This window comes from Bacteroidetes bacterium GWF2_43_63, assembly GCA_001769275.1.
Lineage (GTDB): Bacteria > Bacteroidota > Bacteroidia > Bacteroidales > DTU049 > GWF2-43-63.
On record MEOQ01000040.1, the window covers coordinates 117,553 to 132,412 of the forward strand.

At 42.7% G+C, this 14,860-nt stretch carries 17 protein-coding genes; 6 read left to right on the forward strand and 11 right to left on the reverse strand.

What is annotated here, in order from left to right; genetic code table 11:
- Nucleotides 1-232 precede the first annotated feature (232 nt).
- The 6 genes from A2W93_02790 to A2W93_02815 all read left to right on the forward strand — a co-directional run bounded on the left by A2W93_02790 (nucleotide 233) and on the right by A2W93_02815 (nucleotide 3,968).
- Complete coding sequence (locus tag A2W93_02790; GenBank protein ID OFY53594.1) at nucleotides 233-904, forward strand: 30S ribosomal protein S16; 672 nt, start codon at nucleotides 233-235, stop codon at nucleotides 902-904.
- Nucleotides 905-919: 15 nt separating this feature from the next.
- Complete coding sequence (locus A2W93_02795; GenBank protein OFY53595.1) at nucleotides 920-1,429, forward strand: 16S rRNA processing protein RimM; 510 nt, start codon at nucleotides 920-922, stop codon at nucleotides 1,427-1,429.
- A 9-nt stretch (nucleotides 1,430-1,438) separates the two neighbouring features.
- Entirely contained in the window at nucleotides 1,439-1,681 is a 243-nt protein-coding gene (locus A2W93_02800) for a hypothetical protein (protein ID OFY53596.1), read from the forward strand.
- A gap of 428 nt (nucleotides 1,682-2,109) precedes the next feature.
- Nucleotides 2,110-2,817, forward strand: a complete 708-nt coding sequence (locus A2W93_02805) for a hypothetical protein (GenBank protein OFY53597.1) — start codon at nucleotides 2,110-2,112, stop codon at nucleotides 2,815-2,817.
- A gap of 178 nt (nucleotides 2,818-2,995) precedes the next feature.
- Complete coding sequence (locus A2W93_02810) at nucleotides 2,996-3,595, forward strand: hypothetical protein (protein OFY53598.1); 600 nt, start codon at nucleotides 2,996-2,998, stop codon at nucleotides 3,593-3,595.
- Nucleotides 3,596-3,611: 16 nt separating this feature from the next.
- A complete protein-coding gene (locus A2W93_02815) occupies nucleotides 3,612-3,968 on the forward strand; it encodes a hypothetical protein (protein OFY53599.1) in 357 nt (118 codons plus the stop codon).
- 6 nt (nucleotides 3,969-3,974) lie between these two features.
- Here A2W93_02815 and A2W93_02820 read toward each other — a convergent pair whose 3' ends face one another.
- The 11 genes from A2W93_02820 to A2W93_02870 all read right to left on the reverse strand — a co-directional run bounded on the left by A2W93_02820 (nucleotide 3,975) and on the right by A2W93_02870 (nucleotide 14,852).
- The gene (locus A2W93_02820) at nucleotides 3,975-4,547 is read right to left on the reverse strand and encodes a dephospho-CoA kinase (GenBank protein ID OFY53600.1); all 573 of its coding nucleotides are present in this window, start codon (nucleotides 4,545-4,547) and stop codon (nucleotides 3,975-3,977) included.
- Entirely contained in the window at nucleotides 4,544-5,359 is an 816-nt protein-coding gene (locus tag A2W93_02825) for a hypothetical protein (protein ID OFY53601.1), read from the reverse strand. Before A2W93_02825 ends, A2W93_02820 begins: the two co-directional genes overlap by 4 nt.
- Before the next feature lie 81 nt (nucleotides 5,360-5,440).
- Nucleotides 5,441-5,773, reverse strand: a complete 333-nt coding sequence (locus tag A2W93_02830; protein ID OFY53602.1) for a preprotein translocase subunit YajC — start codon at nucleotides 5,771-5,773, stop codon at nucleotides 5,441-5,443.
- A 12-nt stretch (nucleotides 5,774-5,785) separates the two neighbouring features.
- Nucleotides 5,786-6,241: a hypothetical protein gene (locus tag A2W93_02835; GenBank protein ID OFY53732.1), complete on the reverse strand. Its 456-nt coding sequence runs from the start codon at nucleotides 6,239-6,241 to the stop codon at nucleotides 5,786-5,788.
- Between the two features lie 466 nt (nucleotides 6,242-6,707).
- A complete protein-coding gene (locus A2W93_02840) occupies nucleotides 6,708-8,597 on the reverse strand; it encodes a hypothetical protein (GenBank protein ID OFY53603.1) in 1,890 nt (629 codons plus the stop codon).
- A 9-nt stretch (nucleotides 8,598-8,606) separates the two neighbouring features.
- Nucleotides 8,607-10,013: a 23S rRNA (uracil-5-)-methyltransferase RumA gene (locus A2W93_02845; GenBank protein OFY53604.1), complete on the reverse strand. Its 1,407-nt coding sequence runs from the start codon at nucleotides 10,011-10,013 to the stop codon at nucleotides 8,607-8,609.
- Nucleotides 10,014-10,015: 2 nt separating this feature from the next.
- Nucleotides 10,016-10,804, reverse strand: coding sequence for a hypothetical protein (locus A2W93_02850; protein ID OFY53605.1), 789 nt, complete (start codon nucleotides 10,802-10,804; stop codon nucleotides 10,016-10,018).
- A 267-nt stretch (nucleotides 10,805-11,071) separates the two neighbouring features.
- Nucleotides 11,072-11,785, reverse strand: a complete 714-nt coding sequence (locus A2W93_02855; protein OFY53606.1) for an oxidoreductase — start codon at nucleotides 11,783-11,785, stop codon at nucleotides 11,072-11,074.
- A 105-nt stretch (nucleotides 11,786-11,890) separates the two neighbouring features.
- Nucleotides 11,891-12,958: a hypothetical protein gene (locus A2W93_02860; GenBank protein ID OFY53607.1), complete on the reverse strand. Its 1,068-nt coding sequence runs from the start codon at nucleotides 12,956-12,958 to the stop codon at nucleotides 11,891-11,893.
- A 205-nt stretch (nucleotides 12,959-13,163) separates the two neighbouring features.
- On the reverse strand, nucleotides 13,164-14,012 hold the full coding sequence (locus tag A2W93_02865) for a hypothetical protein (GenBank protein OFY53608.1): 849 nt from the start codon (nucleotides 14,010-14,012) through the stop codon (nucleotides 13,164-13,166).
- Between the two features lie 201 nt (nucleotides 14,013-14,213).
- Nucleotides 14,214-14,852: a protein SanA gene (locus tag A2W93_02870; GenBank protein ID OFY53609.1), complete on the reverse strand. Its 639-nt coding sequence runs from the start codon at nucleotides 14,850-14,852 to the stop codon at nucleotides 14,214-14,216.
- Nucleotides 14,853-14,860: the final 8 nt, after the last annotated feature.

The window sequence follows — 14,860 nt, forward strand, 5'->3', positions numbered from 1 at the left end:
TTAAGAGAAAGAAAGACAAGATGTAACAAAAGCCAATTCGGAATTTGTTTACGTACTTTTTTCCAAGAAACCTAAAGTTGGACGCTCGATACAAACCTCGCACAGTTTTGTAAACCCGCTCCCAGTCATCCGAAAAGCCAAATATCCGGTTTATTTTCCAGTACAGACCTAATATTATTTGGCTGATTCAAAAAAAAATCGGACATTTGCACCCCTAATTAAACAAACACATATGCCAACAAGAATCAGACTGCAAAGATTTGGTAAAAAAGGTGCTCCTTATTACCATGTCGTCGTTGCTGACAGTCGTGCACCACGGGATGGTAAGTTTATTGAAAATCTTGGCATTTACAATCCGCTGACAATCCCGGCTACCATCGACATCAACTTCGAACGCACCCTTCATTGGGTAAAAACCGGGGCTGTTCCCAGCGACACCGCTCGCGCTATCCTGTCGTACAAAGGCGTCATGATGCGTCATCACCTCAATATTGGTGTTGCCAAAGGTGCCATGACACAGGAACAAGCCGATGCGAAATTTGAAAATTGGCTGAGCGAAAAACAAAGCAAGATCGATCTGAAATCGAGCAGCATGAAACAGGCTGGTATCGATGATAAGAAAGAGCGCTTCGCCGCCGAACGTAAAGTGAAAGAAGCTCGCGACAAAGCCATTGCTGAAAAGCGTCAGGCCGAAATTAAAGCCGAAGCTAAAGAAGCTGTTGCTGTTGTAGAAGAAGCTCCTGTAGTTGAAGAACCAGTAGCCGAAACTCCAGTAGCTGAAGCACCAGTTGTTGAAACTCCTGTTGCTGAGGAACCAGTTGTTGAAGCACCAGTTGCTGAAGCACCAGTTGCTGAAGAACCAGCTGCCGAAGCTCCTGAAACTGAAGAACCTAAAGCCGAATAAATCCGGCACTCACCCATGGAAGGACTAATCCGAATTGGAAAGACAGTCAAGACTCATGGGATTAATGGTGAGGTTCTGATAAAATTTGAAGCCGGTAAACTCCCGGCAAATGAAAGCGAACCTGTATTTCTCGATTTTGAGGGAATACAGGTTCCTTTTTTTATTGAATCGGTCCGAAGCCCCATTGAATCTGAATGGTTTGTTGTATTTGAAGAATACGACGACAAAACGAAAGCGGAAAAGCTGCTGGGGCGGGGTTTTTATGTTCATGAAAATAATATTGCCGAAAAAGAAAAAGAATTCACGCTCGATGATCTCATCGGATTTGAGGTGATTGATGAAAAACATGGTCTTGTCGGTGTCCTGACACATATTCAGAAAGGCGCTCAAGACCTTATGATTATAGAAAAAGACCAGGAAGAAATCTTTATTCCCTTTGTGGAAGATTTCCTTGTTGAAATTGACGAAGAGCAGAAACGAATTATGGTTGCAACACCCGATGGGTTGCTTGATTTGAACAAATAGTTTCAAACCATGGCACATAATGGAGAATATCAAGGAGGTCATTACGCCATTGTTGAATTCATTGGGTTGAATTGTCGATATTTCGTATTTAAGATTGCAGGATCAAATAAATCCAAAGTATTCCTTTCCGGAGAAGAGCATTACCCCTTGATAAATCGAAGGCAGAGGTTTTATTGTCTCTCCGTTGGTCTAATCGTAATTATTGCTATTTGTGTGTCAATAATAATTTCAATAGCTACTTTCAGTCACTGAGATTTACCTGCATTGTATTGTTCTTGTTTTCATTTTGAAAACGCAAACAGGCGTTTTCTTGAAATTATCTTTGTAATGAATTCCAAAAAGAAACATAAAACACTCAGTAATGAAATGACAAATAACCTATTGCTGGTTGATGCCAGAGGCATCGCATGTCTATAGAAAAAGATCAAACAAATACCCGACATCAGAGAGGTCGCATATAACCGGCCTCATATCAGAAACAGCTGTAAGAACATTCGACTCCGCTGGAGTCGCTTTTAATTCTTATTACTAATCTACAGACATGCGACTCCTCCGGAGTCGGGCAATGCAATTTGGGCTATTAAAGACATCAACTTTGTTTAAGTTGACTTCTATCATTATCAGAGATGTCTTATCTTTGCTTTGCATAATTGATTTTTCTGCGTCAATCCGCGTCAAAAATGGAACCGTTCCGGTTTAAACAATTTGAAATTTACGATCATCATTCCACCATGAAAGTCGGAACAGATGGAGTTTTGTTGGGCGCTTACAGCAGCCGGCGCGATTTCAGACATGCCCTCGATATTGGCACCGGATGCGGTCTTGTTGCGCTTATGATGGCTCAGAAATCGACAGGACGAATCATGGCGATTGACATTGATGAACCATCCGTAAAGCAGGCAAACTCAAACTTCGCAGCATCACCGTGGAATGTCAGACTCTCAGCTCGTTGTGTGTCGGTACAGGAACTTGCAAAAGAAGTTGGAAATATCTTTGATTGTGTCGTTTCAAATCCGCCTTATTTTATCGACAGTCTCAAATCAGCTGATCCGCGAAGAACCAATGCACGCCACAATACCACATTGTCGCTAGAGGAACTGGCCGATGCCGCGAACCTGTTGTTGACTCCCGATGGCGTTTTTAGTGTTATTGTTCCAATTGAAGTATCGATTGAATTTGAAAGCATTCTGTATTACAGAGGACTGAATTTGATTGAAGAAATGATTCTATTCTCGACCGCCCCTAAGCCATTCCGCAAAATCATGTCGTTTTCCCGCACCAGAAGCGGAGTTTTCGAATCTTCAAAAATGATTATCCGCGCCGCCGAATCGCATCACACACAGGAATACATTGATTTCACTGCCGACTTTTTCCCGGAGCTGAAATAGGGGATTTGCCACGAAGGCACCTATTCTCCTATCCTGGCGCGGATTTTCAATCCGTGACAGGATAGCACTATCACGGATTGAAAATCCGCGCCAGTGCAAGTGTTGCAAAAATATTTATACCATGTGTTCAATATATGAACATTGTTCACTATATTTGCAGCGTTCAAAATATGTAATTATGAAAAACAAGGAAATTCAGGAGCAGCGTATGCGCGACTATTTTATTCAGGCCTGCAAGGATCTGCTGAAAGGCGAAGGCCTGCGTAGCGTGAGTGTTCGCAGTGTAGCCGACAGGGCGGGGTATTCGTTTGCCACCATGTATAATTATTTTCGCGACATTAACGATTTACTGTTCCTTTGTGTTAGCGATTTTCAGAACGAATGCAACGAATTTGTAGCAGAACGGGTGAATAAGCTGCCTAAGGGCGAAGCCCGCTTCAGAAAAGCAGTTCAGGTGTATGTGGAATTCTTTGTAGAATATCCCGGCGTGTTTGAATTGTTCTTTATGGCTCGCAAAGGCGATTTAGGCAATCGTGAAAACATTCTTGCAGTCATCAACAATTCGCTGAAAACCGCAACTATTGACGAATGGAATTATTGCATCAAGCAGGGAGAGATGACGCGAACAGAAGTAAATAACAAGCTTTCGTTGCTCCAATCCTGGGCTACAGGAGTACTGATTCATTACATCAATCGCATGCAGCCTGAATCGTACGACGAGTTTATTAAAGCGATTAAAAAGGAAATCAAACAAATCATTCAGTCAGGTCAGGCCTGATTTTAACCAGTATGATATGACTATCAGCTACCAGACAGAAAAAGAATGGGAAATCGCTTTGGTTGAAGCGGAAGGCAATATTTTCAGAACAGTGCAGGACATGCTTGATGTAATAGGGGACTGCGCCTGGAATGGTGCTGAAATTTTGATCGTACAGGAAAGTCATCTGGCGCCTGAATTTTTCGATCTCAAATCAGGGCTGGCCGGTGAAATACTGCAGAAATTTTCGAATTTTCGCATGAAGCTTGGCATCATTGGCGATTTCAGCAAATACGAAAGCATTAGTCTTCGTGATTTTATGCGTGAAAGCAACAGATCAGGGACAATATTTTTTGTGAGTAATTTCGAAGAACTGCTTCTAAAGCTAAACTAAGGAGAATTATTTCAAGCTTTTAATAATGTTGTTCACCTGAGCAATCACCGATGAACGCTCATCGTTGCGAACGATGAAATCGGCCTGAGTTTCTTTCCACTCCGCAGGAGACTGCAGTTTTTCGCGTTCCATAAACTGTTCGCGACTGCTGCCATTACGCTTATACACGCGCTGCATGCGTTCTTCCATTGGAGTGGAAACTGTTATCACATAATCGAATAGTGGCTGCATATTTATTTCATAAAGCATGGCCGCTTCTACAATTACATTGTCCTTTTGTGCGGTTATTTCCGCTTCAATATTTTTCTGAAGTTCCGGATACAGAATCTTATTCAGTGCAGAATAAATACCTGGTTTATTGAAATAATAATCTGCAATTATTTGGTAATTAATCGTGTTGTCCGCTTTTACAATTGACACATGAAGCAACGACTCAACCTGTTTTCTGATGTCGGGTATAAGATAAAGCTGTTTGGCCATAGCATCGGCATCAAGAATCCTGAAACCAAAAGTTTCAAACACTTTGGCTACTGTCGATTTTCCACTGCCCAGATTACCGGTAAGGCCTATTTTTATCATTTTTCCAATGGTATGGATTCGGGAGAAATGCTAAGAATTTTATATCCCTGCGGACAATTCACACTGAAAACCAGATTGCTTTCAACAATATCTGTCTCAAGAGTAAGATTCAGCTCGGGCTCAACCGTGTTGGCCGGGGCCTGAAAAACAGTAGTAACTTCCCCATTATAAATATGTCCGAGGATAGTAATGTTGTAATGAAGCTTTGTCTCAATCTGAACTACCGAACTTATTGGCACCAGAATATGTATTTCTGAAACATTGCACCTCACTTTATTATTTGAGAGAGGCGCAATTTTCACTGTCGTGCGTACTGTATCGCATAAACCGCTAAGGTCTACAGGAAGTGTGTTTACGGAATCAATACCTGCGATCAATTCTGCCGGGCCGGTAATCCTGACCACACGCGGTATTATTTTCACAGGACCATTAACAATACAATTCTGATTCGCATCATGTTTCAGATTGACTTTTACAGCAACATCCTTCGAAGGGTACGAAATAAGCGTAAAAGAAAGAGTTTCGTCAGGGATATTAGTCATGGAAATGCCTGCAGGAAGGACTTCAATTGCCGATTCCCGAAGATTATCCGGAAGCACGCTGAGATAAATGGAATCACCTCGCTTGACTGACTTGAAATCAGCAGGAGACAAGCTTATTTCAAATGGTTGTTCGAAATAAAACCTGATCAAAGAAAAACCTCTTCCAGAAACTTCGGCGTAAATAGTTGAGTCCGGCTGACTATTTTCCGTAAATGAAAGTCCTTTATAGCTAATATCAAAGGAAACACCAACGGTATATTCACGGTTCAAATGATTTACAAGCCATAGCAGGCCTGCAATTGCAATGCAAATAATAAATATCCGAAACTTACTGTTCATAATGCGCAGGCATTATTTCTCAGCCATTTCCTCAGCTTTGAATTCCTGTGCAATAGCGTTTTTCTCAAGCTTGAGTTTGCCTTGTCCTTCTGTTTCAATGATAGCAGTGGTGTCATTTATTTCAAGGATTTTTCCATGAATTCCACCAATGGTAATCACGCGGTCACCTTTTTTCAGGCCCTGACGAAATTTTGTGATTTCTTTGTTTTTTTTCGACTGTGGTCTGATGAAAAACAGCCAGAAAACAACAACAAGAAGAAGAAGCATTACCATTGTGGTCCATCCACCGCTTGATTCTCCATCAGCTGTCTGTTGTGATAAAAGTAAAATGTAGGCAAAGTTCATATTCTGTTTTTTTTAGGGTTCAATTACGTTGGCTTTGATTGTAAGAACTACATCACGATCCGAAGCATTGGTGCTAATTGTGATGGTTTTATTGTTGCGGCCTTCCTTGCCTTTGCTATTGAAAGCCACTTTAATAACACCACCCGATCCGGGTGATATAGCGCCTTTCGGATATTCAGGAACAGTGCAGCCGCAGGTGGTGGAATGCGAAGTGATGACCAGATCTTTATTTCCGGTGTTGGTGAATTTGAATGCATACTCAACTTTTTCGCCTTCCATAATGTCGCCGAAATCATGTTCTGTTTTTTCAAATGATATCTTTGACCCTTCGCCGGTTGTTTCACCGTCGGCAGTAGCCTCGTTGTGCACGATATCAGAATTCACTTCGTCTTTTTTCGAATTCGAACACGATGCGGCCCACAACATGGTGGCGCAAAACAGGCTGTAAATCAGAATTCTAGTTTTCATCTCAGATCTTTTTTCGGAATACAAAAATACAAAAAAATCCGACATCATTTTCTCTTTTATTCGTTGCCCTGTCATTTCCTGTCTAAGGGCTATTATGTCTAAATCGCAAACCTAAAATCTCTAATCGGATTTCGTAAATCGTCCGGGCTTCTGCATACACCTTGTATTGGGCGCGCGTCTCCCGCGTGCAGCGTGTTACGTTGTCGCGTAACATCGAACATTTTCTTTTACGGGTGCTGCGCGAATATTATTATCCCCGGGGTTTCACTCAGGGCTATTGATATTTGGCTCCTTAAAAGCCTAGAAAGGAACTTTGTAGCTTTTTTTGACGCCTACACGTAAAACGCGACAAGGTCGGCTCTCAACCTCAACCTGGGCGCGCGTCTCCTGCTTGCAACGTTTTACGTTGACGCGTGACTTCTTGACCTTGACCTGGATCTTGATCTCAGTCTCACCTCACCACTGTCTAGTCTTCCGCGAGCACAATCAGCATGTCTTCTTCGCTGAATTCAATACTTTTTGATTTATCAGGATTAATGACAATTCCATAGGATTTCGAAGGATCGTTTGATGCAGCCATAATCCGGTAGCCCATTGCCACTTGTCCAACTGAGGATGCAGCAGCACTAATCTGATAGAAGTTGCAGGACTGACCTGATTTCACGTAGTGAGTAATTGGCTTGAAATAAATTTCTGAACCATCAGCATCGAGCAAATCATCTATAACCGGCTTCAGATCTTTGTTTTCGCTAATCATTGATATGAGCAGACTCACGAGTTTGTCGCTTACAATGAAATCATTTTTACGGCTGATGCGCGCCAGATCGCTGTTGCGCGGGTCGAGCATCTCGCTCACAATATTGGTGTTGAAACTGTTTCTCTGAATAATATCGCGAACATGAAGCAATGTCACAAGCGTGTTGGCATCGGCCTGCTGAATACTCATGCCGGGTTCGGATAAAATCATGACGTAATCTGTTTCAGCCAAATTAAGACTGCCGAGAAATTTACGGGAGGTTATTTCTCCTGTATCTGCTGAAATATCAAGATGATCAGCATTCAATGCTGTAATCTCGCTTTTGTAATTTTCCTGAACAACTACGTGAAGTTTTGAGCCGGCAGGAAAATAATTGGCGAGTTCCTGAATAATCATTTTTACGCGTGGATTGTATCCAAGAATTACTGTATGAACAGGTTTTCGAACAGATTCACCGGTTACTGCAGTTTTTTCAAGACCCTTGGATTTTTCCGGGTTTCCGTTTGCAACAACGGTATCATCATCTTCAGAAATAGCAATGATGCTGTCGTCTGGCTGCAACACGTAATCCATAGGAGGGTTCAGTTTTGTTTCGCCGCTCTTCATCTGAACTCCTATTATGGTGCTGTTTTCAAACATGAGTTGCGCCTTGCAAAATTCTTTGCCTGTCACCTGAGAATTATGGGAAAAATAAATTTCGTCTCCCTCAAACCGCAAAAGATCTTCGATCACAACACTCAGCCCGGGCTGATGTGCAACCTGTACAGTAAGCCGCGCCATCACTTCAGATAACTGCAGCACTGAAATTTCGTCGCGGCCAATCAGATCAAGAACTTCCAGTGTTTTTTCTTCCCGAATTTCAGCAACAATATTGAATTTTTCTTTTTTTCGATTGGGATTATTAATGATTGCCAGTGCAACTTTAATGATAAAAAGGTCATGCATTTCTTCCGTTTCCGGAGGTAGAATAATAATCGACCGGGCCTTGTTATAACCAACCATTTCAAGATCCGTGCTTTCAAGCGGGTCTCCGGATCGAACAATGATTTTTGTCTTGAATGTTTCCTGCACAAGACTTTTAATCTGATCTTCCATTTCTGATTTATCAACTTCCGATAGAACCACAATATGGGGATGACGTTGATTTTGATTAGCAATGGCAAGTTCACTGATAATGGTGAAAATTTTTGGCGACCATCCGAGAATGAGTGTATGATTTGATTCCAACACTTTTGATCTGCCTTTGCGAAGCTCTTCAAGGGCCTGATCAAAGCCTGCCGAAATAATACCGATTAATGCTGAAACAATGAAAATTCCGCCGATTGTGACAATAAGCATAACTAAGCGAAATCCCCAACCTGAGTCTCCGCCCATGGTTCCCGCATCGAGCGTGCGCATCAGCGATTGCCAGAAAGCTTCCAGAAAGCTCATCTGTTCTGTGTCTTCGGGCAATATTCCGAACGCTGCAATAATGCCGGCAGCAATAACTACAAGTAATAGTGTGGCTATTGCAAGCCAGACAATAACTGCCAGCGGTCCCCTGGCCATCATCATGTCAAAACGATATTTCAGTCGTTCGCGAAAAGTTGCTTGTTTCATTTCAGATGATTATTTTCGGATAAGTAATGCGATGTTCTCTACATGGTGTGTATGTGGAAACATGTCGAAAGGATGGATTTCAGCGAGGCGGTATTGATCTTTCATCATTGCTATGTCGCGGGCTTGTGTGGCCGGATTGCAACTTACATATACAACCTTTTCCGGTGCAACATTCAATATCTGGGCAACCACATCTGGATGCATACCGGAGCGTGGCGGATCGGTGATAATTACATCCGGATGTCCGTGTTCAGCCATGAATGAGGCATTCAACGTTTTTGCAATATCGCCGCAGAAAAATTCAGCATTGGAAATTTTATTGTTCACTGCATTTTTATTAGCGTCTTCAATTGCCGTCGGCACATATTCTATGCCTACAACTTTGGATGCATGTGGTGCAACAAACAAAGCTATGGTGCCGGTTCCGGTGTATAAATCATATACGGTTTCGGTTCCTTTTAAATCAGCCAGTTTCCGAACCATGCCATACATGGCCAGGGCCTGCGGCACATTCACCTGATAAAACGAGAGTGGTCCAACGCTGAAATGCAGATGTTCCATGGTTTCCGTGAATGAATCAGGTCCGGAGAAAACATGAAACTCAAGATCATTCAGTGAATCATTGGCCTTGGTGTTGATAATATAAATCCATGATTTGACACCAGGAAGTTTTTCTTTGAGCGCATTCATGTATTCTGAAATCAGCTTTTCATCATCAAATCCAAAGATTACAGTTATCATCCAGTGACCGGCAGAACTATTGCGAATCATCAGATTTCGCAAAAATCCAGTATGCTCTTTTCGGTTGCAGAATGTCAGGTCTTGCTGTAAAGCCACATCCTGAGCAGTGTTTCGGATTTCGTTCATGTAGTCATCCTGCAAAAAGCAACGATTAACTTTAAAGATTTTATCGAAGCGTCCGGGCAAATGAAACCCAAGTCCGCGTGGTTCTATATTTTCTGAATGGCGCTCATCGTCAGTCAGCCAGCGGGTATCGGAATACGTAAATTCAAGTTTGTTCCGGTAATGAAATTGATTTGGAGAAGCCGTAATCGGAAAAATATTTTCAATTTCAATACCCCCAATGCGCTGCAGATTATCAGTCACCTGCTTCTGTTTCATCACAAGTTGGGCATCGTAACGCATGTGTTGCCAGCGACAACCACCACAGAGTGTGAAGTGTGGACACATAGGTTCTATGCGACTTTCGCCGGGCTTGCGCAGTTGCCTGATAAATGCGTCGGTGTAGTTTATTTTACTTCTAACCAGCATCACGTCAGCGATGTCGCCGGGGACAGTAAAAGGCACAAAAACCACTTTCCCTTCGTGACGTCCGATGCAGACTCCTTCAGAGGCTGTTTCGATTATTTCCAGATTTTCTATAACAGTCCCGTAAACTTTGGAGGAAGAAGCCATAATCAGGCGAAATTAAATTTCAATAATGTTTCAAGTTCGGTCTTGCCGATATTTCGTTGCATGATGCCATGCTCAACATAAGTCACATTGCCGGTTTGCTCAGATACTATGATTGCAATTGCATCGCTCGACTCTGTTATACCTATTGCAGAACGATGCCGCAGTCCCAAATCTTCTGGCATATCAAATTTGTTGGAAACTGGTAGTATGCAGCGAGCTGCAACTATTTGATTCCGGCGTATAATCAAGGCCCCATCGTGCAGAGGTGAATTTTTGTAAAAGACAGATTTGATAAGATCGCGCTGCACCTGGGCCTGAAAAACACTACCTGTGGCAGCGGTCTCTTTCAATTCGTTTTTCAATGTCAGCACAATGAGAGCCCCTGTTTTTGTTTTACTCATGTCAAAACAGGCTTCAACAATCTCATCGATTTCAAGAGAATTACGGCTTGTATCATTCACCTTCCAGAAAAGAAAGCGGCGGCTATGTCCGGTAAGAATATTCTGAGAGCCAAGCATGGTGAGAAATTTTCGTATTTCCTGCTGAAAAACGATTACCAGCGCAAGGACCCCAATACTGATAAATGCGCCGAAAATTTCGCTAAGCAAATGCATTCCACTAAGATCCACCAGTTTCCATAATACATACACGAGCACAATTCCAACACCTACATAAACGGCATTGGTACCTCGTATCAGCATGTAAAATTCATAAAGTAGATACCCGACAATGAGGATATCAAGGGCATCGATCCATCTGAAATGAAAAAGCTCGTTGATGAAAAGGAGCATCGGTTTGTTTTTTGCAAAAATACGAATTTAAGGCATAGGGCACGCAGCATGGGAAATTCGAATTTAGAGCATTTATTTGCAAAACAAGTATATCCTGCACTGGGCGCACGAATCCCGCTTGCAACCTCGTGAAACGTGACAAGGTCGTCACTTGAACTCGACCTCAACCTCGACACTCTTGTATTGTCTGTAACTTTGTAACGATTCCCGCTTTCAGTTGGATAAATTCCACGTGTAACGTCTGTAACGACAGTAACGACTGTAAGTTTAATACCGCTCATAGAGCCATCTCGGAATGATCCGAAAAATAAAGGCCACCACTCTCCACCTGTTCGTCACATAAACCACTTTTCGCTTGCGTTTGATTGCTTTGAATATCTGACGTGCTGCTTTTTCGACTGGTGCCACCCAGAAGATGCCTTCGCCTTGCGCCATCGCTGTATCAACAAATCCGGGCCTGATGTCGGTTACATATATTGGCGATTTCGACTTTCCTGCTTTTTGTCTTAACCCTTCAAGGTAATTGATTTGATAAGCTTTCGATGCGCCATAGGCAGGCGCAAAGCGGCTTCCACGCAATCCAGCTATTGAACTGATCGCAACAAGATGTCCGGATTTTTGTTTTTCGAAATATTTGTAGACATAATCTACAATGCAGGTCCATCCTGAAACGTTGGTTTCTGTGGCCACTTTTTCTTTTTCAAAGTCAAGATCAATATTAATAAACCCGGCTCCCGAACTCAGCACCAGCAGATCGAGTCCGCCTATTTCAGCTATCAGTTGTTTGAGCTGCTGAATCGCATTTTCGCAATCAGTAACATCCATTTGTTTTATAAGAATGGAAGGATGTTCAGTTTTTAATTCTTCAAGCAATGAAATTCTGCGTCCGGTAGCGCCAACGACATAATCATCCATTGAAAGCAGCAAAGCCAGTCCCCGTCCGATTCCCGATGTAGCCCCAATTATTATTGCTTTGGTCATTTGATTTCTATTGTTGCAAAAATACAATTATTCTTTCCCTTTTATTGAAACAAGTATTAAAAAAAAGAGGAACCCGGTGGATTCCTCTAACAGAAAATGTCGAAATTAATCCTTAATGAATTTTCCAGAGAAAATCTGATTTCCGTCTTTGATTGTCACAAAATAAATTCCTGCAGACAGGTTTCTGCTTTCAATCGTTATCTCATTGCCATTGAGGTTTTCGCTCTGAATCACGATCTGTCCAAATGAATTTACAATGGTTAATAATGCATTGTCGAATGCTTCAATATTTGAAAATACAATTTCATTCTGGCAGGGATTGGGAGAAATACCTATCTCTGTGCTTGTTTCAGCAATTGAGACATTGCATGAAAAACTGCAGAATGTAACAGTGCCAGCTACGGTGCCTTCCTCCAGATCGATGTTACCGCCGCTCTGGTCGCAGAAATCGAAGGTGCCGTTCATGATTCCGTTGTTCCAGGTGTTGTTCACTACGCACCATTTTCCTGATCCGTCAAGGGTTTCGCTATTGTGCCAGTTGTTGCCGACATTGATTTGTCCGTCGTTTGTCAGTGATACGGGCCCGGATAATGAATCGATATTTGAAAAATCGTGGTTGGCATTCACTTCTGCCGCACTGTAGTTTATAAACCGGTCTGAATTACAAAAATCATTTGTTGTGATTGTGCCATAATTCTTCACTGAGTCCTGACTGTAGAAGTTAGTTGAATTCACGCTGCCGTAATTTGAAAAGTTGCCGTCAATGCCATTCATGAATTGTTCGGCATTGATGATGCCGTTGACACCGTTATCCAGGTGGGCGGTATTGAATAAACTATCAATAGTAAACGTCCCGTTATTGGTGATGTATCCTCCTGTAAACAGCACGCGAGCTACCGAAAACGATCCGTTCACCGTCATGGTGGCAACACCGCTCGGGTAGTTGAGCGCGAAAACCCGCATTGGATTTGTGCTTGATAGCGAGCCAACACCATTAATGGTAATAGAGCCCGATGAGTGCATATAATCGAGATCCAGATTTACTGCATGGTTAATTACAACTGTACCTGTTCCCATAGGCGGAGCGCCGCCCCAGGTTAATGGATTTGACCAGTCACCGGCCATTACAGTGGTTTGAGCCTGAATGTTGTTCGCGAACAGAAAGGCGGTCAATAGTGTAAAAATGTAGATAAGCTTCATAGAATTGAGTCGGAGTTTTAAGTGCTGACGCCGCACCTGTGAGTTATTTTTTTTGTTGCAAGGTAGAAAATATTTTATTCATTTATATATTTTGACAAACAATTATCAGTAGAAAAAAATAACCGCTTCGCTGCAGTGGCAACGAAACGGTTTGAAGAAAATAAAAATTCTTTTCAGCTTATTCTTTGATGAAAACAACCTGTTGCATGGATTCATCAGAAATGACCTGCAGCAGATATATTCCATTGTTCAGCGATGAAACATCAACCGATGTCTGACTGTTCAGATTTCCGCTCAGAATCTCTGTCCCGGCTAAATTACAGATGCGGAATGTCTGATCCGAAGCGCTTATACCGTTTATCCGAATTGTTGTTGTTGCAGGACATGGGAATACTGCAAGCTGGTTTTGTGCTGCAATTTCTTCGGCACCTGTTGTACCACCGGTGATGTTGATGGTGTAGTCTTCGGTTTCGCCCCAGTCCATCACATCGGTGTCCGATGTACTTGCATTACATGGGCTGATGCTATATCCCGATGTGCCCATTGTATAATTGTCATCTTCGACAATGCGCACGCGCATTCGGGTATTGCCTGCCAATGCAGTTAAAGGAATTGTTACACTCTCTGTGATTGAGCAGGTACCACCAACCGGAAGACAGTCTCCCGCAAGTGTTCCGCTTACTTTTTCCGAAGCATCGAAAGCATTGTCATGATTGTAATCAATCCACACACCGTAGCCGCAGCCGCCTAATGCATTGAATGATACGGACAGTGTGTAGGCGTTTCCTTTAGTGAAATCGGGCACTGCAAGATTGTTGTAAAAAACATAATGCGGTGCTGCATATTGCGCATTGCTTGCGTTGGCCAGTGTTCCGAATGACACCGAGTTGACCGCATCTTCTACCGGAAAGCCCTGCATGTCGTCAAAATCAGCTACGCAATACGGTGCCGGGCTGGTGATTTGGGCAGAAAGATAATTGATTCCGAAAATCGCTGAAAAAGCGATGAGTAATGAAATTTTTTTCATGAATGAAAATGATATGACCAGGCCTACTCTGAACAGTTTTCGGCATCCCTGTTCCCCCGACCAGGTGTCATAACAAATAATACTTGGATTACAAAAATGCAATCACGTCTCTAAGATGTCTGAATTAATGAAAAGTTGCATGATGCGTAAAAATAATTAATTAACGTCATCGCTAAAGAAGTTTATTTCTGTTTTAAATAATCATTCAATCGTAATTTTTTCTCCCAGAAATTTTGGCTTTTTCCCGAAAGCAAAATCAAGCAGCATTTTTACGCGGGCAAATTTTTCGCGCACCTTAGTCTTGAAGCTATTGTGGGCGCTCACTTCGGCAGCATTGTATCCAACCGCATCCAATCCGAGCGAGCTGGCAATGTAGAGTGCGCGCCGGTTATGGAATTCCTGCGAAATGATGGTAAAGCTTTTTTGTCCGAATATGGCATACATGCGATAAACCGAATCGTAGGTGCGGAATCCGGCATAGTCGAGATAAATGTCTCCGGTTTTCACTCCGCGTTTCACCAGCTCGTCTTTCATGTCCTGCGGCTCGTTGTAGTCGCTCCGGCTGTTGTCACCGCTGATCACAATTTTGTTGATTTTTCCGGCCTTATACAGCTCAACTGCAGCAACAATGCGGTTTTCGAAAAACTGATTGATCTGTCCCGATTTCAGATATTTCGATGTCCCCAGCAGCAAACCGGCTTTGTTGGAGGGAATGGCATTCACATCGCTGTACACCCGGTCGCGCGTGTGTCTGTTGATGCGCACATTGGCAAATATCACCATCCCAATCATGAGCAGGAGAATGATGAGGATGAGGCGGGAGAGGCGTTTTCGGAACATATAACTTT

What these genes read in the sequence shown, in the direction of transcription:
- A2W93_02820 (OFY53600.1), bottom strand. Translation starts at nt 4,547, where the DNA reads ATGATAAAAATAGGCCTTACCGGTAATCTGGGCAGTGGAAAATCGACA.
- A2W93_02840 (OFY53603.1), bottom strand. Translation starts at nt 8,597, where the DNA reads ATGAAACAAGCAACTTTTCGCGAACGACTGAAATATCGTTTTGACATG.
- A2W93_02835 (OFY53732.1), bottom strand. Translation starts at nt 6,241, where the DNA reads ATGAAAACTAGAATTCTGATTTACAGCCTGTTTTGCGCCACCATGTTG.
- A2W93_02865 (OFY53608.1), bottom strand. Translation starts at nt 14,012, where the DNA reads ATGAAAAAAATTTCATTACTCATCGCTTTTTCAGCGATTTTCGGAATC.
- A2W93_02810 (OFY53598.1), top strand. Translation starts at nt 2,996, where the DNA reads ATGAAAAACAAGGAAATTCAGGAGCAGCGTATGCGCGACTATTTTATT.
- A2W93_02790 (OFY53594.1), top strand. Translation starts at nt 233, where the DNA reads ATGCCAACAAGAATCAGACTGCAAAGATTTGGTAAAAAAGGTGCTCCT.
- A2W93_02795 (OFY53595.1), top strand. Translation starts at nt 920, where the DNA reads ATGGAAGGACTAATCCGAATTGGAAAGACAGTCAAGACTCATGGGATT.
- A2W93_02870 (OFY53609.1), bottom strand. Translation starts at nt 14,852, where the DNA reads ATGTTCCGAAAACGCCTCTCCCGCCTCATCCTCATCATTCTCCTGCTC.
- A2W93_02805 (OFY53597.1), top strand. Translation starts at nt 2,110, where the DNA reads ATGGAACCGTTCCGGTTTAAACAATTTGAAATTTACGATCATCATTCC.
- A2W93_02850 (OFY53605.1), bottom strand. Translation starts at nt 10,804, where the DNA reads ATGCTCCTTTTCATCAACGAGCTTTTTCATTTCAGATGGATCGATGCC.
- A2W93_02815 (OFY53599.1), top strand. Translation starts at nt 3,612, where the DNA reads ATGACTATCAGCTACCAGACAGAAAAAGAATGGGAAATCGCTTTGGTT.
- A2W93_02855 (OFY53606.1), bottom strand. Translation starts at nt 11,785, where the DNA reads ATGACCAAAGCAATAATAATTGGGGCTACATCGGGAATCGGACGGGGA.
- A2W93_02845 (OFY53604.1), bottom strand. Translation starts at nt 10,013, where the DNA reads ATGGCTTCTTCCTCCAAAGTTTACGGGACTGTTATAGAAAATCTGGAA.
- A2W93_02800 (OFY53596.1), top strand. Translation starts at nt 1,439, where the DNA reads ATGGCACATAATGGAGAATATCAAGGAGGTCATTACGCCATTGTTGAA.
- A2W93_02830 (OFY53602.1), bottom strand. Translation starts at nt 5,773, where the DNA reads ATGAACTTTGCCTACATTTTACTTTTATCACAACAGACAGCTGATGGA.